General features: G+C 68.5%; 22 protein-coding genes. 10 read left to right on the forward strand and 12 right to left on the reverse strand.

All coding sequences use genetic code 11. The features are described from left to right. Nucleotides 1–12: 12 nt before the first annotated feature. A complete protein-coding gene (locus tag EV137_RS07890) occupies nucleotides 13–1,641 on the reverse strand; it encodes a protein kinase domain-containing protein (RefSeq protein ID WP_134127479.1) in 1,629 nt (542 codons plus the stop codon). Between the two features lie 94 nt (nucleotides 1,642–1,735). Here EV137_RS07890 and lipB point away from each other — a divergent pair, with 94 nt between their 5' ends. Beyond that, complete coding sequence (gene lipB, locus EV137_RS07895) at nucleotides 1,736–2,452, forward strand: lipoyl(octanoyl) transferase LipB (RefSeq protein ID WP_238175161.1); 717 nt, start codon at nucleotides 1,736–1,738, stop codon at nucleotides 2,450–2,452. On the opposite strand, the gene EV137_RS07900 is transcribed toward lipB, so the two are convergent. Next, a complete protein-coding gene (locus EV137_RS07900; protein ID WP_134127481.1) occupies nucleotides 2,434–3,813 on the reverse strand; it encodes a sulfatase family protein in 1,380 nt (459 codons plus the stop codon). The two genes, lipB and EV137_RS07900, sit on opposite strands and share 19 nt — an antisense overlap. 151 nt (nucleotides 3,814–3,964) lie before the next feature. Here EV137_RS07900 and EV137_RS07905 point away from each other — a divergent pair, with 151 nt between their 5' ends. After that, complete coding sequence (locus EV137_RS07905) at nucleotides 3,965–5,110, forward strand: MFS transporter (protein WP_134127483.1); 1,146 nt, start codon at nucleotides 3,965–3,967, stop codon at nucleotides 5,108–5,110. 3 nt (nucleotides 5,111–5,113) lie between these two features. Here the strand turns inward: EV137_RS07905 and EV137_RS07910 are convergent, their stop codons facing one another. The 5 genes from EV137_RS07910 to EV137_RS07930 form a co-directional block, all read right to left on the reverse strand. Then, entirely contained in the window at nucleotides 5,114–6,082 is a 969-nt protein-coding gene (locus EV137_RS07910) for a LysR family transcriptional regulator (RefSeq protein ID WP_133999317.1), read from the reverse strand. Nucleotides 6,083–6,191: 109 nt separating this feature from the next. Further along, nucleotides 6,192–7,355, reverse strand: a complete 1,164-nt coding sequence (locus EV137_RS07915; RefSeq protein ID WP_134127485.1) for an ABC transporter permease — start codon at nucleotides 7,353–7,355, stop codon at nucleotides 6,192–6,194. Then, the gene (locus tag EV137_RS07920) at nucleotides 7,352–8,233 is read right to left on the reverse strand and encodes an ABC transporter ATP-binding protein (RefSeq protein WP_133999323.1); all 882 of its coding nucleotides are present in this window, start codon (nucleotides 8,231–8,233) and stop codon (nucleotides 7,352–7,354) included. The genes EV137_RS07915 and EV137_RS07920 overlap by 4 nt, the downstream gene beginning before the upstream one ends. A 131-nt stretch (nucleotides 8,234–8,364) precedes the next feature. After that, entirely contained in the window at nucleotides 8,365–9,024 is a 660-nt protein-coding gene (locus EV137_RS07925; RefSeq protein WP_134001785.1) for a response regulator, read from the reverse strand. Between the two features lie 4 nt (nucleotides 9,025–9,028). Beyond that, nucleotides 9,029–10,390, reverse strand: coding sequence for a sensor histidine kinase (locus EV137_RS07930; RefSeq protein WP_133999326.1), 1,362 nt, complete (start codon nucleotides 10,388–10,390; stop codon nucleotides 9,029–9,031). A gap of 56 nt (nucleotides 10,391–10,446) precedes the next feature. On the opposite strand from EV137_RS07930, the gene lipA reads away from it, so the two are divergent. From lipA to EV137_RS07945, 3 genes are all read left to right on the forward strand, one after another. Next, nucleotides 10,447–11,385, forward strand: coding sequence for a lipoyl synthase (gene lipA / locus EV137_RS07935; RefSeq protein ID WP_133999328.1), 939 nt, complete (start codon nucleotides 10,447–10,449; stop codon nucleotides 11,383–11,385). A 16-nt stretch (nucleotides 11,386–11,401) separates the two neighbouring features. Then, nucleotides 11,402–12,097: a DUF4191 domain-containing protein gene (locus tag EV137_RS07940; protein ID WP_133781760.1), complete on the forward strand. Its 696-nt coding sequence runs from the start codon at nucleotides 11,402–11,404 to the stop codon at nucleotides 12,095–12,097. Nucleotides 12,098–12,256: 159 nt separating this feature from the next. Continuing rightward, nucleotides 12,257–13,549 (forward strand): SAM-dependent methyltransferase, encoded by a 1,293-nt coding sequence (locus tag EV137_RS07945; protein WP_134127487.1) that lies wholly within the window; start codon nucleotides 12,257–12,259, stop codon nucleotides 13,547–13,549. An 18-nt stretch (nucleotides 13,550–13,567) separates the two neighbouring features. Here EV137_RS07945 and EV137_RS07950 read toward each other — a convergent pair whose 3' ends face one another. Next, nucleotides 13,568–14,029, reverse strand: a complete 462-nt coding sequence (locus EV137_RS07950) for an RDD family protein (RefSeq protein WP_134127489.1) — start codon at nucleotides 14,027–14,029, stop codon at nucleotides 13,568–13,570. Between the two features lie 190 nt (nucleotides 14,030–14,219). On the opposite strand from EV137_RS07950, the gene glnA reads away from it, so the two are divergent. Together glnA and EV137_RS07960 are read left to right on the forward strand one after the other, a co-directional pair. Beyond that, nucleotides 14,220–15,644: a type I glutamate--ammonia ligase gene (gene glnA / locus EV137_RS07955; protein WP_131342456.1), complete on the forward strand. Its 1,425-nt coding sequence runs from the start codon at nucleotides 14,220–14,222 to the stop codon at nucleotides 15,642–15,644. A gap of 148 nt (nucleotides 15,645–15,792) precedes the next feature. Beyond that, complete coding sequence (locus EV137_RS07960; RefSeq protein WP_134127490.1) at nucleotides 15,793–16,308, forward strand: hypothetical protein; 516 nt, start codon at nucleotides 15,793–15,795, stop codon at nucleotides 16,306–16,308. 388 nt (nucleotides 16,309–16,696) lie between these two features. Here the strand turns inward: EV137_RS07960 and EV137_RS07965 are convergent, their stop codons facing one another. Beyond that, nucleotides 16,697–17,572 (reverse strand): aldo/keto reductase, encoded by an 876-nt coding sequence (locus EV137_RS07965; protein WP_134127492.1) that lies wholly within the window; start codon nucleotides 17,570–17,572, stop codon nucleotides 16,697–16,699. 91 nt (nucleotides 17,573–17,663) lie between these two features. On the opposite strand from EV137_RS07965, the gene EV137_RS07970 reads away from it, so the two are divergent. Then, a complete protein-coding gene (locus EV137_RS07970) occupies nucleotides 17,664–18,227 on the forward strand; it encodes a TetR/AcrR family transcriptional regulator (RefSeq protein ID WP_166679796.1) in 564 nt (187 codons plus the stop codon). Nucleotides 18,228–18,245: 18 nt separating this feature from the next. Here the strand turns inward: EV137_RS07970 and EV137_RS07975 are convergent, their stop codons facing one another. Then, nucleotides 18,246–19,073 carry a helix-turn-helix transcriptional regulator gene (locus tag EV137_RS07975; RefSeq protein WP_134127496.1) on the reverse strand — a complete coding sequence of 276 codons (828 nt, stop codon included), beginning with the start codon at nucleotides 19,071–19,073 and terminating at the stop codon, nucleotides 18,246–18,248. A 100-nt stretch (nucleotides 19,074–19,173) separates the two neighbouring features. Here EV137_RS07975 and EV137_RS07980 point away from each other — a divergent pair, with 100 nt between their 5' ends. Beyond that, on the forward strand, nucleotides 19,174–19,992 hold the full coding sequence (locus tag EV137_RS07980) for an SDR family NAD(P)-dependent oxidoreductase (RefSeq protein ID WP_134127498.1): 819 nt from the start codon (nucleotides 19,174–19,176) through the stop codon (nucleotides 19,990–19,992). A 10-nt stretch (nucleotides 19,993–20,002) separates the two neighbouring features. On the opposite strand, the gene EV137_RS07985 is transcribed toward EV137_RS07980, so the two are convergent. Beyond that, nucleotides 20,003–20,851: a helix-turn-helix transcriptional regulator gene (locus EV137_RS07985; RefSeq protein ID WP_133999351.1), complete on the reverse strand. Its 849-nt coding sequence runs from the start codon at nucleotides 20,849–20,851 to the stop codon at nucleotides 20,003–20,005. A gap of 121 nt (nucleotides 20,852–20,972) precedes the next feature. On the opposite strand from EV137_RS07985, the gene EV137_RS07990 reads away from it, so the two are divergent. Further along, complete coding sequence (locus tag EV137_RS07990; RefSeq protein ID WP_134127500.1) at nucleotides 20,973–21,986, forward strand: aldo/keto reductase; 1,014 nt, start codon at nucleotides 20,973–20,975, stop codon at nucleotides 21,984–21,986. Here the strand turns inward: EV137_RS07990 and EV137_RS07995 are convergent. Next, nucleotides 21,983–23,863 carry a glycoside hydrolase family 76 protein gene (locus tag EV137_RS07995; RefSeq protein ID WP_134127502.1) on the reverse strand — a complete coding sequence of 627 codons (1,881 nt, stop codon included), beginning with the start codon at nucleotides 23,861–23,863 and terminating at the stop codon, nucleotides 21,983–21,985. The genes EV137_RS07990 and EV137_RS07995 overlap by 4 nt on opposite strands. Nucleotides 23,864–24,029 lie beyond the last annotated feature (166 nt).

A 24,029-nucleotide genomic window follows, 5' to 3' on the forward strand; every position in this document is an offset into this window, starting at 1 on the left:
TCCGTTCGGCGGTCACAGCTGGGTGATTGTGGTGATGCGCCAGGTGTGGGTGGGTTGACGGGTGGCGCTGCGTGAGGGGGCCGCGGTGCGAGGGGTGGTTGTCAGGGTGATCAGTCTGGTGGCCGGGGTGCCGGGTGGGAGTGGGGTCTTGGCGCCGGTGTGGTCGACTGCCTGGCCGGCTGTGAGGTGGTCCGTGGTTTTGAGGGTGACGGTGGTCGCGGTGCGTCGGGTGACTGCGGTGCTTTCGATCGTGATTCGGAGTCCTTGGACGCGGACGTTCTGGTTGCGGTAGGCGGACAGGAGGGCTCGGTCGGCGCGCCAGGGGGCGCTGCCGGGGACGTAGATGCGGTCGAGGGCGTCCAGGTCGAGGGTCCAGAAGGCTTGGGCGCGTTGGACATCGAGCGCTTCGAGCCTCTGGATCCAAGTGGCCAGCTCTGCTGAGGACGCGGTCGGGTGGGCAGCCGTTGGGTGGGCAGTTGTCGGGTGGGCGGTGGGCGACTGAGTGGGCGGGGATACAGAGGGTAGTTGGGCTGTGGACTGGGCAGCGCTGGGGTTTGGTTGGGCGGTCGCTGGGGTGTCGATGGTGCGGAGTGTGGCGATAGCGATCGCGAGCACGATGATCGCGGCCAGCGCGGCCGCGGCGAGCACGCCGTACGCGGGGTGTGGGAGTCGATGGAGTGCGAGGGCTGCCACGAATCGTGTACGGCGGGACTTGTTGCGGCGGTTGGGGCGGATGCGCTTCGAGCGGGCCTTCGCGGATGGTGCGGTGGGGTGAGGCCGCTTTGGTTTCGTCAGCGGTGTGGCCGGTGGGTCGGCTGGAGGCGGAGCAAGCGGTGCACGGGAGGCGGCGGGAGCATCGTCGTCGTCTGCAGATCCTCCCGCGGACGTCGGAGGGTGGCGTGGAGCGCTCGGAGTTGGCGTGGCGAGGTGGGGCCGTGGGGGTGCCGGGGCGTGGGGTGGTGCGGGTGCCGGCAGGTGGGGTGGTGGGGTGCTCGCGGGTGCTGTGGGTGCAGTGCTGGTGAGGGGCGCGAGGTCTATGGGGGTGGCAGGGGTGTGGGTCAGGAGGCGGTGTGGGAGGGCTCCGAGGGGCGTCTTGGTGATGAGGGTGGGTGGGAAGGCGGTGGGGTCTGCACTGACCCGGTCGGCGAGGATGGCGAGGGCTTGGTGGTCGGTGGCGGGGTCGGCGGGGCGGAGCGCGGCGTCGGTGAGGATTGGGCGGCCGTCGGCGTCGAAGAGGACGTTCTCGGGGCTGATCGAGCCGTGGGTGAGGTTCGAGGCGTGAAGGTAGGCCAGGGCCTCGGCCAGCGGAGCGAGGAGGGTGACGAGTTCGCCGCGGGACAATGGGCCGCGGCGACTAAGGAGCGCGGCGAGGCTGCCGGCTGCCAGGTGCTGCGTGATCAGGACCCAGCCGGTGTCGGTCTCGCGGAACTCGTGGAGCTGGGCGACGTGCGGGTGCCGGAAGCGGGAAAGCAGGCTCAGGTCCTCGCGGAGCCGACCCCGGTCGGGGTATGCACTGTGCGGGACGTGTTTGAGCACGGCGTTGCGGCCCGAGGCGCGGTCCCGGACCTGCCAGACGGTGCCGGCGGGCCCGGACCCGAGCTCGCGGCGCAGGCTGTAGCCGGTGAGATCTGCGAGGTCCATGTCCAAGAGGATGCACCGATCGCGACCTCGCCCGTCGAGGTTATCCACAGCCCAGGGCGCCGGCCCCGATCAGCCGCCGCCTACACTCGAAGGCGTGAGGGCTATCAGGTACGTGGAGGCCGGATTCGGCGCCGGCGCGGTGGACTACGAGACCGCGTGGGCCGAGCAGCGACGACTGCACGCGGAGGTTGCCGAGGGCACCGGCTCGGACACGGTGATCCTGCTCGAGCACCCGCCGGTCTACACCGCGGGCAAGCGCACCGAGCCGCACGAGCGGCCGATGGACGGTACGCCGGTGGTCGACGTGGACCGCGGCGGCAAGATCACCTGGCACGGCCCCGGGCAACTGGTCGGGTACCCGATCGTCAAACTCGCCTCACACGTGTACGTCGTCGACTACGTCCGGCGGCTCGAGGAGGCGCTGATCGGCGTCTGCGCCGAGCTCGGCGTGAAGACCGGCCGGGTCAAGGGCCGCAGCGGCGTCTGGGTCGGGGCCGACGACCGCGGCCGGGAGCGGAAGATCGCCGCGATCGGCATCCGGGTCGCGCAGGGCGTGACCATGCACGGTTTCGCGCTGAACTGCAACAACGACCTGGCCTGGTTCGACCGGATCGTCCCGTGCGGCATCTCGGACGCCGACGTGACCACGCTCTCCAAGGAGCTCGGCCGCGAGGTGACGACCACCGAGGTCCTCGACTCGGTACGCCGGCACCTCGACGAGCTCCTCGCCTGGAACGAGTACGAGCGCAGCCCGGACATCGACCACCACGAAGAACAGCCGACCGCGATCACCTACGGGTTGACCGTCTGAGCCTCGAGCCCCACCTCCGCGCGCCAATCGGCGTGCAACGAGCGCAACTGGTCGGCGATCTCCGGCTGAGCTGACAGCTGGTTGGTCTGCTCACCGATGTCGTCGGCCAGGTTCGCGAGGAACCAGCCCTCTCCCATCGGCGCGTGCTCGTAGTCACGCAGATGCCTCGTGTTGGCGTCGTCAGCCACCCAGCTGAGCTTCCACTCCCCCGACCGCACCGCCCACTGGAACCCGCAGTCCCAGTGCAGCTTCTCGTGTGCCACCTCTGCGGTCCCGGCCAGCACGGGCAGGATGTCGACGCCGTCGGCACCCTCCACGGTCGCGCCCGCCGCCGCGGCCAGCGTGGGAACCAGATCCATCGTGCTGACAAGGGCGTCCGTACGACGTCCCGCAGGCAACTGGTCCGGCCAGCGCCAGAGCATCGGGATGCGGATGCCGCCGTCCCACAGCGTGTACTTCGTCCCACGCAGCGGCGCGTTGTCGCCGAAGTTGCAGGTCGATCCGCCGTTGTCCGTCACGTACACGACGATCGTGTCGTCGCCGGCCACGTCGAGCAGTCGCCCGATCTCGGCGTCCATCAGCTCCAACTGAGCGAGGTAGTACTCGCGCCCGTACGGAAGATTCGGCACGATCACGTCGTCGTACCACTCCATGAACGGACCGTCCGCGTCCGGCGACCAGTCGCGGAACGCCGGGAGCCCCCGCGCCTCCAGCTCTGAGTCCGGGAGCTGCCAGCAGAAGTTGTGTACGGCGTTGAACGCCACCATGCAGAAGTACGGTCGCTCGTCCTCCGCGTCCATGAACTCCGCCGCGCGGCGACCGAACTCCGCGGTCAGGAAGCCCTCGTGCTCAACTGGCTCGTCCCCCGACAGCAGAGGCTGCACAGCCATGTGGTGCGCGGCCGGCTGACCGTACGACTCGACCGACTCGTCAGAGTGATGCAGGTAGTTCAGCCGCCCGAAGGACTGGCCTGCCAGCCCGTACAGCGTCTCCTCGAATCCGTGGTGCGGCGGACACGCCCTGTCCCCCACGTCCTCTTTCCCGTAGTGCACCTTGCCGAAGTACCCCGTCCGGTACCCCTGGTCGCGCAGGATCTCCGCGAGCGTCGGTACGTCGTCCGGCGGGAACGCGGCCGAGTCGAACCATTGGCCGCCCCACCGCTGCTGGTACCGCCCGGAGATGATCGAGGCCCGTGACGGGCTGCAGATCGGCGCGGTCACGTAGGCGTCGGTGCAGCTCACTCCCTCCGCCGCGAGCCGGTCGAGGGCCGGAGTGCGTACGTCGGAGTGCACTCCGAGTCCACCGCGGTCGGCGTACCCGTGGTCGTCGGAAACGATCAGCAGAATGTTCGGAGCGGGCAACAGCTCATCCTCTCGAAAGGCGCGCAGGGGCCATCTCACCAGACATCTAGTACAGCGGCCAGCCCCGCCTGGTCTCGGCCGTCGACCCACGATCGGGGGTGTGCCGAAGTGTCTGCGGGGTGTAGCCGCAGTTCGTCGCTACCTTGGGGGTGTGTCCAAATTTCTTGGGTTCTTGCTCGGCGTAGCTGTTGCTCTGGCCGGTCCGGCCGTGTTCGGAGTCCTCTCGGCGCCGGGTGGTATCGAGCTGAACGCGAAGGGGATGGCGCTTGCCTTCGGCATCGGCGCGCTGATCTTCTGGGCCGTGGTGTCGTACTTCTCCGGCGCCGGTGCGCTGGGGGCGTTCGTCGCCTTCGGTGTCCTGCTCTACTGCTGGCTCTGGATCCCGAACCGGACCACGAACTTCCTGAACGACGTCCCCGGCGTCACCAACGGGATGATCGACGGGTCGAAGCAGTACACGCTGAACGGCGTCGTGCCGATCCTCGGGGTGATCTCGCTGGTGTACGCGATCCAGCTGATCGTCCACGGCGTCCAGCGCCGGCGGCGGGAGCGGGCCGACGCCGAGCGGCGGCAGCGCGAGCAGGAAGCCGCGCAGGCGCAGCAGGAGGCGGACGTCGCGGCCGTCTACCCGGTTGCCGGAGGCACCTATCAGGCGCCGGCGGCGTACGCGAGTCACACGCGGTACGACGATCTGTTCGACGAGCCGGAGGCGGCACAGCCGCGGAACCAGGGCGACGACCAGACCCGGCAGTTCCCGGCCGGCGAGGCGGAGGAGTTCGAGCATACCCGCCAGTTCCCCGAGGCAGATGCCGAAGGCAACTACCCCGGCGAGGACACAGTCATCGCCCCGCCCCCGTCAGCCGAGGAAACCCAGCCGGTGGAAACCAAGCAACCGGTCGAGGAAACCCAGCCGGTGAAGGCAGAGCCGCAGGCCGCCGCGCCGGTCGAGGAAACTCAGCCGGTCGAGGCCAAGCCGCAGGCCACCGCGCCCGTCGAGGAAACTCAGCCGATGGAAGCGACGCCCGGGGCCGTTGCGCCGGTGGAAGAGGCTCAGCCGGCGGAGGCGAAGCCCGAGGCCGTCGCGCCCGTTGAGGAAACTCAGCCGGTTGAGGAGACTCGACCGACGGAAGAGACTCGGCCGGCGGAAGAGACTCGGCCGGCGGAGGAGAAGAAGGCTGAGCGGAGTGTTTCGCCTCGGGAGCAGGTGGGGTCTCAGTATCGGGAGCGGATGGAGAACCCGGAGGACACCGGGGAGTTCCACCTCGCGTTCGAGAACCCGGTGGTCAAGCCCGCCTAGAAGTCAGGCGACGTGCATGCGCTGCTGGTGCTGATCCCGGCGCGCATGCTCGGTGATGGCCTCGTCGTACGCCGCACTCGCCATCTGCAGCACGTCGCCCGCCATCTGGGCCCGAGGTGAGTCCGTGCTCCACGCGAGCACCAGCTTCCGATGAATCGGATCGCCCACGAGGGTGCGCGTTGTGACGTCGGCCGACAGCATCCGGTACGACGTGGGCGAGATGAGCGCCACGCCCTGGCCACTGGTCACGAACCCCATGAGCACCGACGTGTCGACGGAATGGTGCTCCACCCGAGGCTGGAACCCAGCCGCCTCACACGCCGCCCGGAACAACACGTGGAACCCGCTGTCGTCCGGCGGCTCCCCGATCCACTCCTCGCCCGCCAGCGACGCCAGCTCGATCTCACCCCGCGCCCGCGACGCTTCCGCCACAGGATGGTCCGCGGACAGAGCGACGTACGCCGACTCGGACTCGACGACCGTGGTGGACTCGACCCCGGCCGGCAGCCGCAGCTCGAACCCGGGGAACTCCCGCAACAGCGCGAAGTCCAGCCGCCCGCTCTCCAGTTGCTGCAGCAGCACGCTGGTGGACCACTCGACCTCGATGCTGACCTGCTCGATCTCGCCGTGCGCGCGGAGCCGGGACGCGATCCCGGACATCGGCGCGGTCGGGAACCCGCCGAGCCGGACCGCCGACGACTCGACCGCGGTCATCGCGGACACGGTCGCCGACAGGTGGTCGACGTCGACCAGGATGGCCCGCGCGCGATCAACGGCGTACCGGCCGAGCGGCGTCGGCTTCACGCCGGTGCGGGAGCGTTCGAACAACTCACCGCCGAACGCGGCCTCGATCCGTTTCAACTGCGCGGTCAGGCTCGGCTGGCTGACCTTGAGCCAACGGGCGGCCCGTCCGACGGAACCCGCTTCTGCCACCAGGACCACCACCCGCAGGTGGCGCAGCTCAACGTTCATGCGTTGAGACCGTAGTCGAGGTCCACACACAGCACACAGCGACCCTACATTGCGGTTTCGTCACAGCCGGGCCCGATGCTGTAACGCCGGGCCCGGTCGTGACGATGAGCTACTTCGCTTCGAGCGCCAGGGCCTCGCGGTAACCGAGACGACGGCCGGTCTGCAGCAGCGTGCGCTCGTACAGCCGCGCGCCCATCCGGACGATCAGCACGGTGGCGGCCAGCAGCAGCGCGATCGCCACCAGCGGCTGCCAGACCGGAACGTCCTCGGTCAGCATCCGGCCCGGCATCGACATCGACGACGCGATCGGGACGAACGACGCCACGGTCTTGGCCGACGACCCCGCGAACACCGAGAAGAAGAACGGGATCATCAGGATCATCTGCCCCGGCAGCGTGGTCGACCCGAGATCCTCCTGCCGCGTCGCGAGCGAACCGGCGACCGCCCAGAGCCCGGCCGGCGCAACGAACCCGAGCACGAAGAACACCACGAACCACCCGGCGACCGGAGCGACCACTTCGAGGATGTCGGCCTGGTCGGTGGCGAGCAGCCCGATCAGCGACGCACCCGCGATCACCACGATCTGGGTCAGCGCCAGCACCGTGTTGCCCAGCACCTTCCCCCACAGCAGCGACCGGATCGGCACGGCGGCGGCCAGGATCTCGACGACCCGGCTCTCCTTCTCCTGTACGACGCTCTGCGCGATCATCATCCCGAAACCGAGCGCGGTCATGTAGAACACCAGCGCCAGCCCGATGTTCACGAAGTCGGAGACGATGTCCGGCAACGGTCCCGGCTTCAGCAACTGCAACGAGACCTTCGTTCCGGCGTGCAACTCGGCCGGGCTCAGTCCCGCCTTCCCGGCGTTCGTTTCCATCCCGACGGCCGCGGCCGCCTCGCGCAGGGCGCCTTCGACTCCCGAGTCGACGCGGTCCTTGCCGAGGACGACGTACCCGTCCGCGTCCGGCAGCAGCGCAGCCTCGACCTTGCCGTCGGTGACAGCCTTCTCAGCGGCCGGCCGGTCGGCGACGCGAGTCACCTCGTAACCGTCGCCCGTCGTGGTCGAGGCCTGCTGGACGACCTTGACGCCCGCATCGTCGATGACCGCGATCTTGTCCGGTCCGCCCTTGCCCGCGATCAGCGCGGGGATGATCACCGCCGCCATCACGATCAGCAGCATCACCACTGTCGAGCCGATGAACGTCTTGTCCCGCAGCTTCGTGGTGATCTCGCGCTCCGCGATCAGCACCCACGGCTTGTCCAGTGTCTTCATCGGGTCGCCTCCCGGAAGACGTCGCTCAGCGCCACCCGCTCCGGCCCGAACTCGAGCACCGGTCCGCGGCTGATCGCCTCCTGCAAGATCTTCTGCTCCACCGCACCGTCCAGTACGTCGAACAACGCCGTACCGCCGGCCACGTCGCGCACCTGGATCCCCCGCACGTCTCGCAGCCATCCGGCGTCGCCGTCCACCACCAGGCGGTACGTCGACGTAGGGCCGGCCGCCAACTCGGACACGGCGCCCGCCGCGACGACCTTGCCGCGGGACAGTACGACGAGGTCGTCGCACAGCCGCTCGACCAGGTCGAGCTGGTGGCTGGAGAACAGCACCGGCACGTCCGACGTCACCTCCTCGCGGAGCAGGTCGGCCATCGCGTCGACAGCGAGCGGGTCGAGGCCGCTGAACGGCTCGTCCAGCACCAGTGCGATCGGCTCGTGGACCAGCGCGGCCGCGATCTGCACCCGCTGCTGGTTGCCCAGCGACAGCGTCTCGAGGACGTCGGAAGCACGCTCGGCCAGCCCGAGGCGCCCGAGGATCTTGTCGGTCCGCGCGGCGGCGCGCTCCGCGTCGAGCCCGTGCAGCCGGCCGAAGAACACCAGCTGGTCGCGGATCTTCATCTTCGGGTACAGCCCGCGTTCCTCCGGCATGTAGCCGAAGTCCCGGCGTACGTCCTGGGTCAGCGGCTGGTCCTGCCACCGCACTTCGCCGGCCGTCGCGGCCAGGACCCCGAGGATGATCCGCATCGTCGTCGTCTTCCCGGCCCCGTTGGCCCCGACGAATCCGGTCATCCGTCCCGGTACGACGTCGAAGGTCACGTCGTCCAGCGCCAGATGATCACCGAACCGCCGGGTGAGCCCAGCCACCCTCAGCATGTGTCACCGTTCCCATCAGCTTCCAGCCCCCGGCCGGGCGCTCGCCCGACCCTCCCAAAACTAGTCAGCCGAGGCGTGCTCGCACGTCGCCCGCGAGGGTGATCGCCGGTGTCATCCGTAGGACGGACGGATCAGCCTGTCGGGTCGTCGCCCGGGGTGACGAGGCCGCATTCGTAGGCGAAGACGACGGCTTGGACGCGGTCGCGGAGACCTAGTTTGAGCAGTACGCGGGAGACGTGGGTCTTGACCGTCGCCTCGCCGACGTACAACTGGTTGGCGATCTCGGTGTTGGTCAGGCCGCGGGCGATCAGCCCGAGCACCTCGCGTTCGCGCTCGGTGAGCTCCGCGAGGAGGTCCGGGCGGTACACCCGCTCTCCCTTGCCCGTGAATCGCTTGATCACCCGCCGGGTGACCTCGGGCGCGAGCAGCGCGTGCCCGGAGTGCACCACCTGGATCGCCTCCACCAGGTCCTCGGGCGCGGTGTTCTTGAGCAGGAAGCCGCTCGCGCCCGCCCCGAGCGACTCGAAGAGGTAGTCGTCACGGTCGAACGTGGTGAGGATGACGACCTTCCCGGCGTCCTCCGCCACGATCCGCTGGGTCGCGCTGATCCCGTCCATGCCGGGCATCTGGACATCCATCAGTACGACGTCCGGCCGCAACGCCAGCGCCAGCTCGATCGCCTTCTCACCGTCCGCGGCCTCGCCGACCACCTCGATCTCCGGCTCGACCGACAGGATCATCCGGAACCCGGCGCGCACCAGGTCCTGATCGTCGACCAGCAGCACCCGCATCGGGTCAGTCACGTACTTCTCCCCCAGCCAACGGACGGTTCTGCGGATCCAGCGGGATCCGGACCCGGACGCGGAATCCTCCCACGGGACGCGGACCGATCTCACTCTCGCCGCCGAGCAGACCGACCCGTTCGCGGATCCCGACATGGCCGAGCCGGCTGCCTACCGGGGCGTGCTTCGGGCGGCCGTCGTCGAGCACCTCGAGCTCGACCGCGTCATCGAGATAACGCAGTGTGACGTGGGCGCTGCGGGCCGTCGAGTGCTTGCGGACGTTCGCGAGCGCTTCCTGCGCGATCCGGTACACCGACACCGAGACGGTCGTGGGCAGTTCGGCCGGCGATCCGATCTGGTGGAAGCCGACCTCCAGACCGAGGCTGTTCGCCTCCGCGATCAGCGCGGGCAGCCGGTCCGCGCCGGCCTGCGGCTCCTTGGGATCCGGCGTACCGACGTCGAGGTCGGGATCCGCCGAGCGGAGCATGCCCAGCAGCTGGCGCATTTCGTTGACCGCGCTCCGGCTGGACTCCTCGATCACGTTCAGCGCGTTCTTCGCCGCGTCCGGGTCGGCGTCCATCACCCGCCGGGCACCGCCTGCCTGGATGCCGATGCTGCTGATGTGGTGGGCGACGACGTCGTGCAGCTCACGGGAGATCCGCAGCCGCTCGTCGATCACCGCGCGTCGCGAGTTCGCCTCCTGCTGCGCCGCCAGCTCGGTCGCCTGCTGCTCGAGCTCGAACCGCTGCCGCGCGGTCGCCCACGCGGTCCGTCCCCAGAAGTACGCACCGAAGAAGTAGAGGACGTTCAGCGCGACGGTGATGATCACGTTCGACACGTACGGCGAGAACAGCGCGTGGTTCGGCCCGTCGATCGCGTTGTTGCGCAGCGCGGTGACGAAGTTGAGCGCCAGCCAGCCGAACATCCCGACGAAGACGACCGTGATCGCGGCCTTCATCAGCCGCCGGTCCCGCGCCCAGGCGACGGCCGCGTAGATCGCCATGAACATCGTCGACTGGGTGACCAGATTGCCGGCGAACGCGAACGCCGCCCGCTCGCCGTTCACCACGAACAGCACCGCGACGGCCAGCAGCACCGGAACCGGCCAGCGGCGCCGGAAACACAGTGGCAGCGCGGCGGCCGCACTCAGCACGTACGGCTCGACGCCGCCGATCCCCAGGTCCACATGCGTCGGCGAGCCGCCGCGTGCGAGCTCGGTCCCGAACAGGCCCGCGACCGCCATCCCGAGACCGAGCAGTACGTCGTACCGTTGCTCGCGGGCCGTCGGCGCTGGACGGGTCCAGCCACGCACCGCCGTACCGGACGCCGGTGGTGTGCCCGGTTCGGCATCCGTACGCAGCTCAACGGTGGACATAGCTCATCACCCTACGGGTGGAACGCCCCTGAACCCCGGCGCGTACCCTTGGAGGCGTGACCATCGCCCCAGAAGGACGGAAACTGCTCAGGCTCGAGGTGCGCAACGCGGAGACCCCGATCGAGCGCAAACCCGAGTGGATCAAGACCCGCGCCAAGATGGGCCCGGAGTACCAGGCGCTGCAGAAACTCGTGAAGTCCGAGGGACTGCACACGGTGTGCCAGGAAGCCGGCTGCCCGAACATCTTCGAGTGCTGGGAGGACCGCGAGGCGACCTTCCTGATCGGCGGGGACCAGTGCACCCGGCGCTGTGACTTCTGCCAGATCGACACCGGCAAACCGGAGGCGCTGGACCGCGACGAGCCGCGCCGTGTCGCCGAGTCGGTCCGCACCATGGGTCTGCGCTACGCGACCGTGACCGGTGTTGCCCGCGACGACCTGGACGACGGCGGCGCCTGGCTGTACGCCGAGACGATCCGCCAGATCCACGAGCTGAACCCGGGCACCGGTGTGGAGATGCTCGCGCCGGACTTCAACGCCGTACCCGAGCAGCTCGCCGAGGTGTTCTCGTCGCGGCCGGAGGTGTTCGCGCACAACGTCGAGACCGTGCCGCGGATCTTCCGCCGGATCCGGCCCGGATTCCGCTACGAGCGCTCGCTGGACGTCATCACCCAGGCCCGCGACTACGGACTCGTCACCAAGTCGAACCTGATCCTCGGCATGGGCGAGACCCGCGACGAGGTCAGCCAGGCGCTGAAGGACCTGCACGCGGCGGGCTGCGAGATCATCACGATCACGCAGTACCTGCGGCCCTCGGTGCGGCACCACCCGGTCGAGCGCTGGGTGAAGCCCGAGGAGTTCGTCGAACTGGACGCCGAGGCGCAGGAGATCGGTTTCGCCGGAGTCATGTCCGGTCCGCTCGTACGTTCGTCGTACCGGGCCGGTCGGCTGTACCGTCAGGCCGTTGAGTCACGTATGAACGCCGCTCAGGCATAAGAGGACAAGGGTAGAGATGGCCAAGAACGACGCGCCCGAAGAGAAGACCAGCAGGCTCAAGCAGATCGTTTCGGCGTACAAGCTGACCCAGAAGTCCGAGCCGCTGGTCGGCCTGGTGCTCGCCGGGATCTTCCTCGGCATCGTCGCACTGGCCGTGCTCGGCGGTTTCCTGGTGGGCCCGCTGCTGGTGTGGATCCCGCTCGGCGTCGCGTTGGGCTTCCTGGCCGCCACGATCGTCTTCGGCCGCAAGGTCGAGAAGGCGGCGTACAGCCAGATCGAGGGTCAGGCCGGTGCGGCCGCGTCCGCGCTGCAGACGCTGCGCCGCGGCTGGAGTGTTGACCCCGCGGTTGCGGTCACCAAGAACTCCGACATCGTCCACCGGGTGGTCGGCAAGCCCGGCATCATCCTGGTCGGCGAGGGTCAGCCGAGCCGGGTGAAGAACCTGCTCGCGGCCGAGGCCAAGAAGCACAACCGGGTCGCGGGCGGAGCGCCGGTGACGCAGATCGTGGCCGGCAAGGGCGAGGGCGAGATCGACATCCGCAAGCTGACCAAGTACGTGATGAAGCTGCCGGCCGTCCTGCAGCCGTCCGAGATCACCGATCTGCTGCAGCGGCTGAAGGCGCTGGACGCGGTCCGGCCGCAGGTGCCGATGCCGAAGGGCCCGGTGCCGACGAGTCTCAAGGGTGCTCGCCAGGCGATGCGCGGCCGCTGAAACAGCTGTTGGGGTATCTCTGAGTGAGACACCGGTAACCCGGCGGTCGCTCGGGCAGTTGATCTGTCGTGACGTGGCACGTGTGTGCCTCCGTGTCGCGCTGTGGGGTGGCTGGTTGGCCTTAAGGTGCGACCAGGACGGATCGATACAGGGGTAGAGATGACGGATGTGATGCCGCGCGTGCAGCATCCTGTACACGCGCCGGACACCGGGACCTGGCCGACACTGGCCCGACCACGGTCGAACCCGGTCCGTCGGTACGGCGCTGCGACCGCGATCCGGCTGATCGCCAAGGATCTCCCGGCCACGATCCACCTGGACCGCAACCGCTCGTTCGGCCTCGGCGGGCCCGCCATGCGGGTGCACCGTACGTCGGCGTTCCTGGACCGGCTCGGGCAGGACGCCGGGTCCGGGTTCGGCGAGGCGTACCTGGCCGGCGACTGGGACCCGGAGCCGGGCACCGACCTGGCCGACCTGCTGGTCCCGTTCGCGGAGCGGTTCAGCAACGAGGAGACCCGGCACCTGCTGCCGAAGTGGGCGCAGTCGCTGCGCTGGCTGGTCACCCGGTCGCAGCCGGGCGAGCAGGAGAACGACCGGGCCGGCGCCCGGGAGAACATCAGCCGGCACTACGACCTGAGCAATTCGATGTTCTCGGAGTTCCTCGATCCGACCCTCACGTACTCCGCGGCGTACTTCGGCGGCGACCCGACGGCCGATCTCGCGACGGCGTCGTACGACGAACTCTCCGCCGCCCAGCTGCGCAAGCTGGACTCGATCCTCGACGCGGCGGGGGTGCGGTCCGGCTCACGGGTGCTCGACATCGGCTGCGGCTGGGCGAGCCTGGCGATCCGCGCCGCGCAGCGTGGCGCGTGGGTGACGGCGATCACGATCGCGTCGCAGCAGGCGTTGCTGGCCCAGCGAAAGATCGCCGAGGCCGGTGTCGGCGACCGCGTACAGGTCGCGCTGCGCGACTACCGCGACCAGATCGGCGAGTTCGACGCCGTACTGAGTGTGGAAATGATCGAGGCGGTCGGCGAGAAGTACTGGCCCGTGTACTTCGAAGCGATCGAGCGACGGCTCGCACCCGGCGGGGTCGGCGTCGTGCAGGCGATCGTGATGCCGCACGAGCGGATGCTCGCGACCCGGAACACGTTCACCTGGGTGCAGAAGTACATCTTCCCCGGCGGGCTGATCCCGTCGATCAAGGTGATCGAGGACGTCACCGCACAGCACACCGGCCTGCGGGCGGAGGTGATCCGCCACCTCGGTGGGGACTACGCGCGGACGCTGCGGGTCTGGCGGAACCGGTTCATCGAGCACTGGCCGGCGATCGCGGCGCTCGGGTTCGACGACACGTTCCGGCGGATGTGGGAGTTCTACCTCGCGTACTCCGAGGCGGGCTTCCGGACCGGGTACCTCGACGACGTACAGCTGCTGCTCACGCGGCGCTAACTGGCGGCTAACTGGCGGCTAACGCAGTACGACGACCGTCCTGGCGGCGAGGTCGTGCAGCCCGCGGCGGTCGCGGTCGAAGATCACCGCGGGGATCAGAAAGCTGATCAGCAGCGCGCGGATGATGCCGGCCAGCAGACCGGGCGGAGCCGTGTACGTCTTCCGGTCGCGGACCGGGACGACCCGCAGACCGCAGATCCGGTGGCCGATGGTGCCGCCGGCCAGGCCGGTCAGGATCGCGGTCGTCGCGAAGAAGACCGTCGAGTGCATCAGGCTGTAGCCGGTGCCGCCTGCCCACATCGGTTGACCCATCACCACAGACGCGATCAGGCCCGCGATCAGCCAGTCGATCAGCAGCGCCAGCAGGCGGCCGCCCCAGGTCGCGGCCGAGCCCGGGCCGTCCTCGGGAAGGCCCAGCCGATTGCCCGGGTAACGGAATTCTTCGGAGGGTCCGGTTGCGGCCGCCGCGGATGATGCCATGATGTCTAGCCTACGGACACACCCCGGGGCGGTCCCACGCGGACCGCGAGATCTCAGGGCGTAACCGCCGTACACCAGTGGGTCAGCGCGGACACGCTGGGCGTAACATCCGCGAAACATCAGGGTCACGACGGAGAAACCGGCGGGCCCTACGTTCAGATGCAATCTCTGAGCCACCCTAGGAGTACGTATGTTTTCCAGCGCTGAGGAGCTGCTCGCCTACGTCAAGAACGAAGGCGTCGAGATCGTCGATGTCCGGTTCTGTGACCTGCCGGGCATCATGCAGCACTTCACCGTCCCGGTGTCGTCGTTCGGTCCCGAGGTCTTCGAGGACGGCCTCGCCTTCGACGGTTCGTCGGTCCGCGGTTTCCAGCAGATCCACGAGTCCGACATGAAGCTGCTGCCGGACCCGACCAGCGCGTACGTCGACGAGTTCCGCAGCGCCAAGACGCTGGTGGTCAACTTCTTCGTGCACGACCCGCTGACCGGCGAGGCGTACTCGCGTGACCCGCGCAACATCGCCCGCAAGGCGCAGGAGTACCTGAAGTCGACCGGCATCGCGGACACCGCGTTCTTCGCGCCGGAGGCCGAGTTCTACGTCTTCGACGACGTCCGGTTCGAGACCAAGGCGAACTCCTCGCACTACTCGATCGACTCGATCGCCGGCGCCTGGAACACCGGCCGGGTCGAGGACGGCGGCAACCGCGGCTACAAGGTCCGCTACAAGGGTGGCTACTTCCCGGTCGCGCCGACCGACCACTTCGGCGAGCTGCGCGACGACATCACGCTGGCACTGGAGCGGTCCGGCCTGATCGTCGAGCGCGCCCACCACGAGGTCGGTACGGCGGGTCAGGCGGAGATCAACTTCCGCTTCGACGAGCTGCTCAAGGCCGCCGACGACGTGATGAAGTTCAAGTACATCGTCAAGAACACCGCGTGGAAGGCCGGCAAGACCGCGACCTTCATGCCGAAGCCGATCTTCGGTGACAACGGCTCCGGCATGCACTGCCACCAGTCGCTGTGGAGCAACGGCGACCCGCTGTTCTACGACGAGTCCGGGTACGGCGGCCTGTCCGACACCGCCCGCTGGTACATCGGCGGCCTGCTCAAGCACGCCCCGTCGCTGCTGGCCTTCACGAACCCGACCGTGAACTCGTACCACCGCCTGGTGCCGGGCTTCGAGGCGCCGGTCAACCTGGTCTACTCGTCCCGGAACCGCTCGGCCTGCATCCGGATCCCGATCACCGGCTCGAACCCGAAGGCGAAGCGGATCGAGTTCCGCTGCCCCGACCCGTCGGCGAACCCGTACCTGGCCTTCGCGGCGCAGCTGCTGGCCGGCCTGGACGGTATCCGCAACAAGATCGAGCCGGCCGACCCGGTCGACAAGGACCTCTACGAGCTGCCGCCGGAGGAGCACGCGGGTATCGCGCAGGTCCCGACCTCGCTGCCGGCCGTGATCGACGCCCTCGAGGCCGACCACGCCTTCCTGCTCGAGGGTGACGTCTTCACCGAGGACCTGATCGAGACCTGGATCGACCTCAAGCGCGACAACGAAATCGCCCCGATCCAGCTCCGCCCCCACCCCCACGAGTTCGAGCTCTACTACGACGTCTGAGTTCGTACTGTGTCCGAGTGGCCCTCGATCTGGCAACAGGTTGAGGGCCACTTTCGTTGTACCCCGCACCCGCTCTGCGGCTCGACACGATCAACGCCGCGACGGCGCGCCGCTTGTCGCTCTCCAGTCTCCGGCGCAAGCTAGGCGGGTGGGATTGTCTGCTGAGTCCTCCGAGGACAAGATCTGGTCTGAAGGTGTTGCACAGGAATACGGCCAGGACGAGCTCGAAGCGATGTGCACATGGCTTGACGTCAGCCTTGATTTGAACCAGCAGCGTCTGGAGTCAGTCACGACGCGAGTCGGCTTGGTCATCACCTTCGGCGCCGGAACCATCGCTCTGATGGCGGCCACTGTGAACGGGAAAGCCTGGCCACTCACCGCACTCGCATCAGTCGTCAACGTTGTTGCAATGGCGCATGCGGCGACCAGTTTGCAAGCAGTGGTCAAGCCTGACCGCGACCCTACAACCACCTGGCGCACGATGTGGGGACCGCGGCAACCTGGTGAACTCCTCGTAGTTCTCTACAGACGCCGATCTGTGCTTTTCCATGACCAACGTCGAATCATTCAAGCTCGCACGTCGGCTCTGAAGCAGTCCTCGTGGGCCCTGGGTGTGGGAACGCTGTTGGCTGCAGGCGCAGTAATATTGTCCCGAGTCGCATGAAAAGGGATCGAAATGGCCGATAAAGAGGAGCCTCGTGCAGGTTCCGAGACTAAGCCGCCACCGATGCCAGCCGGCGACGACCCACGCAGCGGCAGCGAGATGAAGAGCTTCCTAGGCTCTGGCAACCGTAGGTCAAAAGGTGGCGACCGGGAGCGCAAGAAGCGCTGACTCCCGGGAGTCTGCACTCATCCGAGACTCGTCGGAGTCGTAGCCACTCTTCGAGCGCCGCATGCACTCCGGTGGATGTGGCTCTCGCATCTCCAGCGACCGCGTGAGCGCGACTTTGTGCACCGTTCGACCATTTCACGGGCCGTTTCATGGTCGAACGGTGCACAAAGTGCCGATCGCGACCGGCCTGTCGGTCTGGGCGGGCATCTCTGGTTCCAGGTCAGACCGCGATCGCGTCTAGTGTCGCCAGGGCATCGGGGTCGAGGTGGATGCTGGCGGCTTGGAGGTTGGCTTCCAGGTGGGGGATGCTGCGGGTGCCTGGGATCAGGGCGGTGTGGTCGTTGTGGGCGAGGATCCAGGCTAGGCAGACCGCGGCGGGGGTGGCCCCGAGGTGTGCGGCGACCTCCTGTACGGCGGGATGCTCGGTCGGGGACGGGATCTGGTCGAATGCCGAGCCCAGCGGGAAGTACGGGATCCAGGCGATGCCGTCGGCCGCGCAGAGTTGGAGTTGGGGCTCGGACGAGCGGTCCAGGACGCTGTACGCGTTCTGGACGCAGACGATCCCCGCGGGCAGCGCCTGCTCGAGCTGTTCGGTGCTGATGTTGCTGAGGCCTATCGCGCCGATCAGCCCTTCGTTGCGTAGAGCAATCAACTCGGCCAGCTGGTCGTCGAGCGGGACGACCTGGTCGCCTTCGGCGATGAGGCCCGGTCCCTGATCCGCCCGGCGGAGGTTGACCACGGGTACCTGCTCCAGACCGAGCGACGTGAGGTCGAGGTGGACCTGCTCACGGAGTTGCTCCGGCCGTTGCGCCAGGACCAGCGGCACCGGCGCGTCCACCCGGCGTGCGCCGACCTTGCTCACGATCACGAGGTCGTCCGGATACGGGTGCAGCGCAGCCCGGATGTGCTCGTTCACCGTGGTGTGCCCGTAGAACGACGCCGTGTCGAGGTGGTTGACACCGAGCTCCACAACGCGACGCAGGAGCGCGCCGGCCGCGGCAGTGTCGACGTGTTCGAGTTGCATCGCGCCGTACCCGATCCGCGCGATCTCGTACTGCCCGAGCTTGACTGTGCCCCCGGGTCGTTCCGATGTCATCAGCTGTGTCCTCAGGTAGAGTCGGTGGAAATGGAGGTTTCTCCACTTCTTTCGACGATAACACTAACTGGAGGTTTCTCCACTTATGCGGGTGGACGCTGAGCGGAAGCGTGCGCAGGTGGTCGCGGCGGCCGGCGACGAGCTGGCCGATCTCGCCGTGGCCGCGCGCGACGGCGAGCCGGTGCGCCTGTCCCTGGATCGGGTGGCGGCCCGGGCGCGAGTCGGCGTGGCCACGCTGTACCGGCACTTCCCGACCCGCGAGGCCCTCCTCGAGGCGGTTTATCGTCAGGAGCTCACCCGGCTGTGCGACGCCGCGCCCGAGCTCGCCGCCGACTCCCCTGCCGACGAGGCCCTGCTCACCTGGATGCACCGCTATCTCGACTTCGTCGACTCCAAACGGGCCATGGGCCTCGATCTGCGCAACCTGATTGCCTCCGGCACCGTGACCCAGACCGACACCCGAGCGCGTCTCGCCGCCGCGGTCGAACATTTCCTGACGGCGGGCGCGGCCGCCGGCATCTTCCGTACCGATGTCCCGGCGGACGACGTCGTCGCGGCCATGGCCGGCGCCGTGATCGCCGCGGCCCCTGAGCAGCAACGTACGCAGACCGAACGCCTGCACGCCCTGCTGGTAGACGGCCTTCGCCGACGCTAGGCAACGCTGTGCAGTTGCTCAGCCGAGAGCTTCGGTCACGGCAAGGGTACCCAGCAGGGCCAGGGCCTCGGCGCTGCGGCTGCCGGGCTCGGCGTGGTACACGATGAGTTCCTGGCCGGGAGCTGATTTGACGTCGAAGGCGTTGATGCGGAGGGTGAGCTCGCCGACGTCGGGGTGGCGGAAGCGCTTGCTGGCGAGGCGGGCGCCGCGGGCCTCGTGACGGTTCCACATCTCGGCGAAGTCCGCGCTCCGGCGGCTGAGCTCGTCGACGACTTCCCGGATGCGGGGGTCGTTCGGCGTACGGCCCTCGAGCAGGCGGAACCCGGCCACGGTGTAGCGCGCGACCCGCTCCCAGTCGGGGTAGAAGCTCCGCGCGCCGGGGTCGAGGAAGATCTTCATCAGCAGGTTCGGGCCGTGCTGGAAGCCGTCGAACAGTGCGTAGGCGAGCTGGTTGCCGGCAAGTACGTCGTACGCCCGGCCGAGCACGATCGCCGGGTTGTCCGGCCACATGTCCATCAGCCGCAGCAGCTCGGGGTCCACACGTTCCGGCGCGGTCGCCCGGGAGGTCCCGGGCGTGAGTCCGGCGACGCGGTACAGGTGCTCGCGGGCGTCGTCGTCCAGCCGCAGCACGTCGCTCAGGGCGTCGAGCACCTGGGGCGACGGGCTGTTCTCCCGGCCCTGCTCGAGGCGGATGTAGTAGTCGACGCTGACGCCCGCCAACGTCGCAACCTCTTCGCGGCGTAGACCCGGAACGCGCCGTACGCCGTACTTCGGGACGCCAACCTCCTCCGGCCTTACCTGCGCACGCCGCGCGCGCAAGTACTCGCCCAGTGCCGTGACAGCCATGTTCCGATGGTAGGCGGATCACCAGCGCACAGCGTGGGTGTGCTACTCCCAGGCACACGGCGGCCTGGTTGTGCGCGGCGGCGTTCGCGATGGTCGAGTCATGACTGAAACACCCAAGAACTGGTTCGTCACCGGCGCCTCCCGCGGTTTCGGTCGGGAGTTCGCCCGGGCCGCCCTCGAGCGCGGCGACCGGGTGGCCGCCACCGCTCGCGACGCGGCTGCACTTCACGGACTCGCCGGCGAGCTACTTCCACTCGCCCTCGACGTCACCGATCGCGAGGCCGTGCGCGCGGTGGTACACGAGGCCGAGTCACGGCTCGGAGGCCTCGACGTGGTCGTGAACAATGCCGGCTACGGACACTTCGGAGCCGTCGAGGAGCTCACCGAGACCGAGCTGCGCGACCAACTGGAGACGAATGTCTTCGGCGCATTGCACGTCAGCCAGGCGGTGCTTCCCGGCCTGCGGCAACGCGGACGTGGACACCTGGTGCAGGTCTCGTCCATCGGCGGCATCGGCGCCTTCGCGAACCTCGGCGCCTATCACGCCTCGAAATGGGCGCTCGAGGCGCTCAGCGAGTCGCTCGCGGTCGAGGTCGCACGATTCGGCATTCACGTGACGATCGTCGAGCCCGGCGGTTACGACACCGATTGGGCGGGATCCTCGGCGCGACGCAGTACGCCGCTGTCGGCATACGACCCGATGCGCGCGGAAGCCGCGGCCCGTCGCAGCGGTCAGGCGCCGGGTGATCCCGCGGCGGCAGCGCAGGCGTTGCTCGAGATCGTGGACTCTCCCGCGCCGCCGCTGCGAGTGCTCTTCGGAGCCCAGGCGCCCGGCATCGTCCGCACCATCTACGGACGCCGCCTCGCCGAATGGGACAGGACCGGAGAGTTGGCGCGCCGAGCTCACGGCCCGCACTGAGACTTCCGCGCTAGTCGGAGGGGCTCGGTTCGAAGGACTGGGTGCCGATGACGCGGAGGAGGTCGAGTTTTTCGCGGGCGTCGGTGCCTTCGATCGGAAGGAAGGCCCGGACCCGCACGTCGGCCGCCGGCGTCAGGAGGGTTTCGCAGGTGAGGTCGAGGTCGCCGACCTCCGAGTTCAGGAACCGCTTGCGCGGCAGACGACGTACGGCGACCTCGTGCAGGTCCCACAACGTGCGGAACTCCTCGCTGTGCGCGACGAGGTCCTCGACCAGTTCGGTGATGTCGCGGTCGCCCATCCGGCGGGAGTACGTCGCACGCAGGTCGGCGACGTGCGAGGCCGAGTGGACGTCCCAGTCCTCCTCGGGGAAGATCCGCCGGATCGCCGGATCGGTGAACCACAGCCAGGTCAGGTTCCGGGCGCGGCCCTCGCCGAGGAGCGGGCCGATGACGACGTCGGCCAGGTCGTTCTGCCAGAGCACCTCGTCGAGGTCGGTGCAGATGACGACCGGGAGATCGGTGAGGCGACTGACCAGCGCGAGCAAGCCGGGGTTGATGTGCCGCCCGGCCCGGCGCAGCGGTGGCGTGAGCCCGGCCAGGTGGTACAGGTGGTCGCGCTCGTCCAGGTCGCAGCGCAGCGCGCGGGCGAGGCTCGCGACGATCGGCTCCGACGGGTTCGCGCCGCGGGACTGCTCCAGCCGCGAGTAGTAGTCCGTCGACATGCCGGCCAGCTGCGCGACCTCTTCCCGGCGGAGTCCCGGCGTACGGCGTCGTACGCCCTCCGGAAGGCCGACGTCCGCCGGCCGGAGCACCTCGCGGCGACGGCGGAGGAAGTCGGCCAGGCCATCACGATCGATCACACGTTCCATGATGCGTGACGTGCTGCGCGCTATCCAGGGACAACCTGTCCGTGGATGAAGTGGGCCTTCTCCACCGCCGTCGGCCCCTCCAAGGTGGAGACAACACCAAGGAGGAAACACCATGCACTACCGCACGCTCGGCCGGACCGGTATCAAGGTCAGCCCGTACGCCCTCGGCGCGATGATGTTCGGTGCCGTCGGCAACGACGACCGCGAGGAGTCGATCCGGATCATCCACAAGGCGCTCGACGCCGGGATCAACTTCGTCGACACCGCGGACATGTACTCCTACGGCGGCTCCGAGGAGATCGTCGGCGAGGCGCTGAAGGGCCGCCGGGAACATGTCGTGCTGGCCACCAAGTCGCACCTGCCGATGGGCGACGACCCGAACCAGCGCGGTAACTCGCGGCGCTGGATCATGACGGCGGTCGAGAACTCGCTGCGCCGGTTGCAGACCGACTACATCGACCTCTTCCAGATGCACCGCCCGGATCCGGAGACCGATATCGAGGAGACCCTGTCGGCGCTGACCGACTTGATCCGCAGCGGGAAGGTCCGCGCGATCGGTACGTCGACGATGCCGGCCAGCGAGCTCGTCGAGTCGCACTGGGTCGCGGAGCGGCGTGGTCTGGAGCGGTTCCGCACCGAGCAACCGCCGTACTCGATCCTCAACCGCGGGATCGAGCGCGAGGTGCTTCCCGTCGTGCAGAAGTACGGGATGGGCGCGCTTGTCTGGAGCCCGCTCGCGGGTGGTCAGCTGACCGGCCGCGCGCCCTCGGACCTCCGGCGTACGGCGATGTTCCGGCACATGTCCGACCAGCGCCGGCTCGACGTCGTCGAACAGCTGGTTCCGGTCGCCGACGCGGCGGGGCTCAAGCTGACCCATCTGGCGATGGCGTTCGCGATCGCGCACCCGGCGGTCACGTCCGCGATCATCGGCCCGCGCACGATGGAGCACCTGGACGACGCGCTGGCCGGCGTCGACGTCGTACTCGGTGACGACGTTCTCGATCAGATCGACAAGATCGTCCCACCGGGCACCGACGTCGGCCGCCTCGACATGGACTACGACACGCCCGCCATCCTCAACCCCGGCCTGCGCCGCCGCCCGGTGGACGATCGTCCTGCTGCTTAGTTGTACGTCGCGGTGACGTGGTAGACGCGGCCGCCCCAGCCGTCGTCCGGGAACGAGTCGGAGATCCGGACGTACCCGGTCTTGGCCGACCCCAGGTGCGGCGTCAGGTCGAACGTCCGGACCGCCTTGTTCTCGCCGTCGTGGTACGGGTTCGTCTCGGTCGCGACCGTGGTCCAGTTCTGCCCGTCGCCGCTGACCTGGACGACAAACTCATTGTCGATTGTCAACGATACTGATGCCGACGTCGTGTCGGACGGGAACGGGAAGCGGTAGACGAAGTACGAGTGCCCGTCGGCGAACCGGTTCTGTACGCCGTTGCTCTGCGACCCGTCCGCATCCCACAGCCACGGGGTCTCGGCCGCCGTACCGGTGTCGAAGTCGGCCGTGTGCGCGATGAGGATGTCGGACCGGGTCGTGAACGACAGTTGCGATCCGGACGTCACCGACGCGGTCACCGAGTGCAGGCCGTCCGGCGTACCCGCGGGAATCGTCACGTCGAGGTCGACGGACGTGGCCACCGGTACAGCGTTGCCGCGCGTCGTCAGCGTGACAGTCGACCGGCTCGGTGTGACCGTCCAGCCGGACGGCGCGGTTGCCTCGACGACGGCCTGGATCCGGTCATCGACCGGACCGGTCGCCTGTACGTCGACCTTCACCTTGACGTGGGTGCCACTGCCGGTCGCGGGCATCACCACGGGCAGCGCCGGATCGGTTGTCGCGGACAACGATCGCACCGGCGGCGTCTGCGGTACGGCGGCGATCAGGGCGCTCAACGCGCTGGCCTGGGTGCGCCAGTCGAAGACGTTCGGGATCGCGCCGGACCAGCGCTCTCCGAGCCGATCGGACGCGTCGCGGTCGTTGTTCCAGATTGTTGCGGCCTGCTGGGCGACGAAGTCGGTGTAGCGGCGGTCGTGCGTGGTGTCGGCGAGATCCATCCAGTAGCGCATGAAGATGCCCTTGAACTGCTTGCCGTTGTCGTCACACGTCCGGCCGGGAGCGTCGCAGGCCTCGGTCAGGACGCCGTCGGTGACGAGCCCGCCCGGAGCGATCGCGGCGTCCGCCAGCCGCCGTACCGTCGTCAGCAGTTTCGGGTCGCGGGTCGCTCGCCACAGCTCGAGACCGGCGCCGATCGCGAGACCCTGGTTGTAGCTCCAGACCGTGTCGCCGTTGCTCTCGCAGTTGCTCCTCAGGCCGTCGTTGACGAGGCCGGCGGAGTTGATCATGCCGCTGCCGGTGAACCAGTTCCAGCCCTCCTGCGCACGGCCGAGCCAGCGGGTGTCACGCGGCAGGCGGTTGTGCAGTTCGGCGGTGAGGCGGATCCAGAGGCCGTTGGTGACAGCGTTCTTGTAGGTGCGTTCGCCGTCCCACCACACTCCCCCGCCGCACGAGCTCGGGTCCCAGTAGCCCTCGACGTACTCCGCGATCGTGATCGCCATGTCGAGGTACTTGCGGTTCTTGGTCAGGTCGTACGCCTGGATCCAGGTCAGGCCCCACCACTCGGAGTCGTCGATGGCGCGGCTGGTGAAGTTGCCGAGCAGCGGGTCACCGGACAGGTAGCCGGCCGGGAACACGCCCTTGTCCTTCTCGAACGTGTTGTCCAACTGCCCCAGGTAGCGCCGGTCGCCGGTGCGCTGCATGTAGTCGCCGATTGTCTGCAATGCGACAGCGGAGTTCCACCAGCTGGACGGGAACCAGGCCTTGTTCGGCTCGTACGAGCTCATCAGCTGGTCCGCGGCGACCCGGGCGCGGGCGACTGCGGTCGGCCCGGCGGCGGCACCGGCCGCACCCGCGGCGCCCGCGGGTTGGGGTGCGAAGGCCGCGGCGAGCAGGATCGCCCCGGCCGTCAGAACCTTCAGAATCTGCACACGACGATTCACACGATCTCCTCGAGATGCTTCATGGCGGCTCGGCTGTTCGAGGTGGGCTCACCGAGGTTGGAAACGTTTCGAGAAGGTATCGTCGCCGCCCCCGACAACGATGTCAATGCCTCGGACGACCAGCCCGCGAGACACCTGAAAGTCCACTAATCGAGTGGATTTAGTC

Source organism: Kribbella pratensis (genome assembly GCF_004366075.1).
GTDB lineage: Bacteria > Actinomycetota > Actinomycetes > Propionibacteriales > Kribbellaceae > Kribbella > Kribbella pratensis.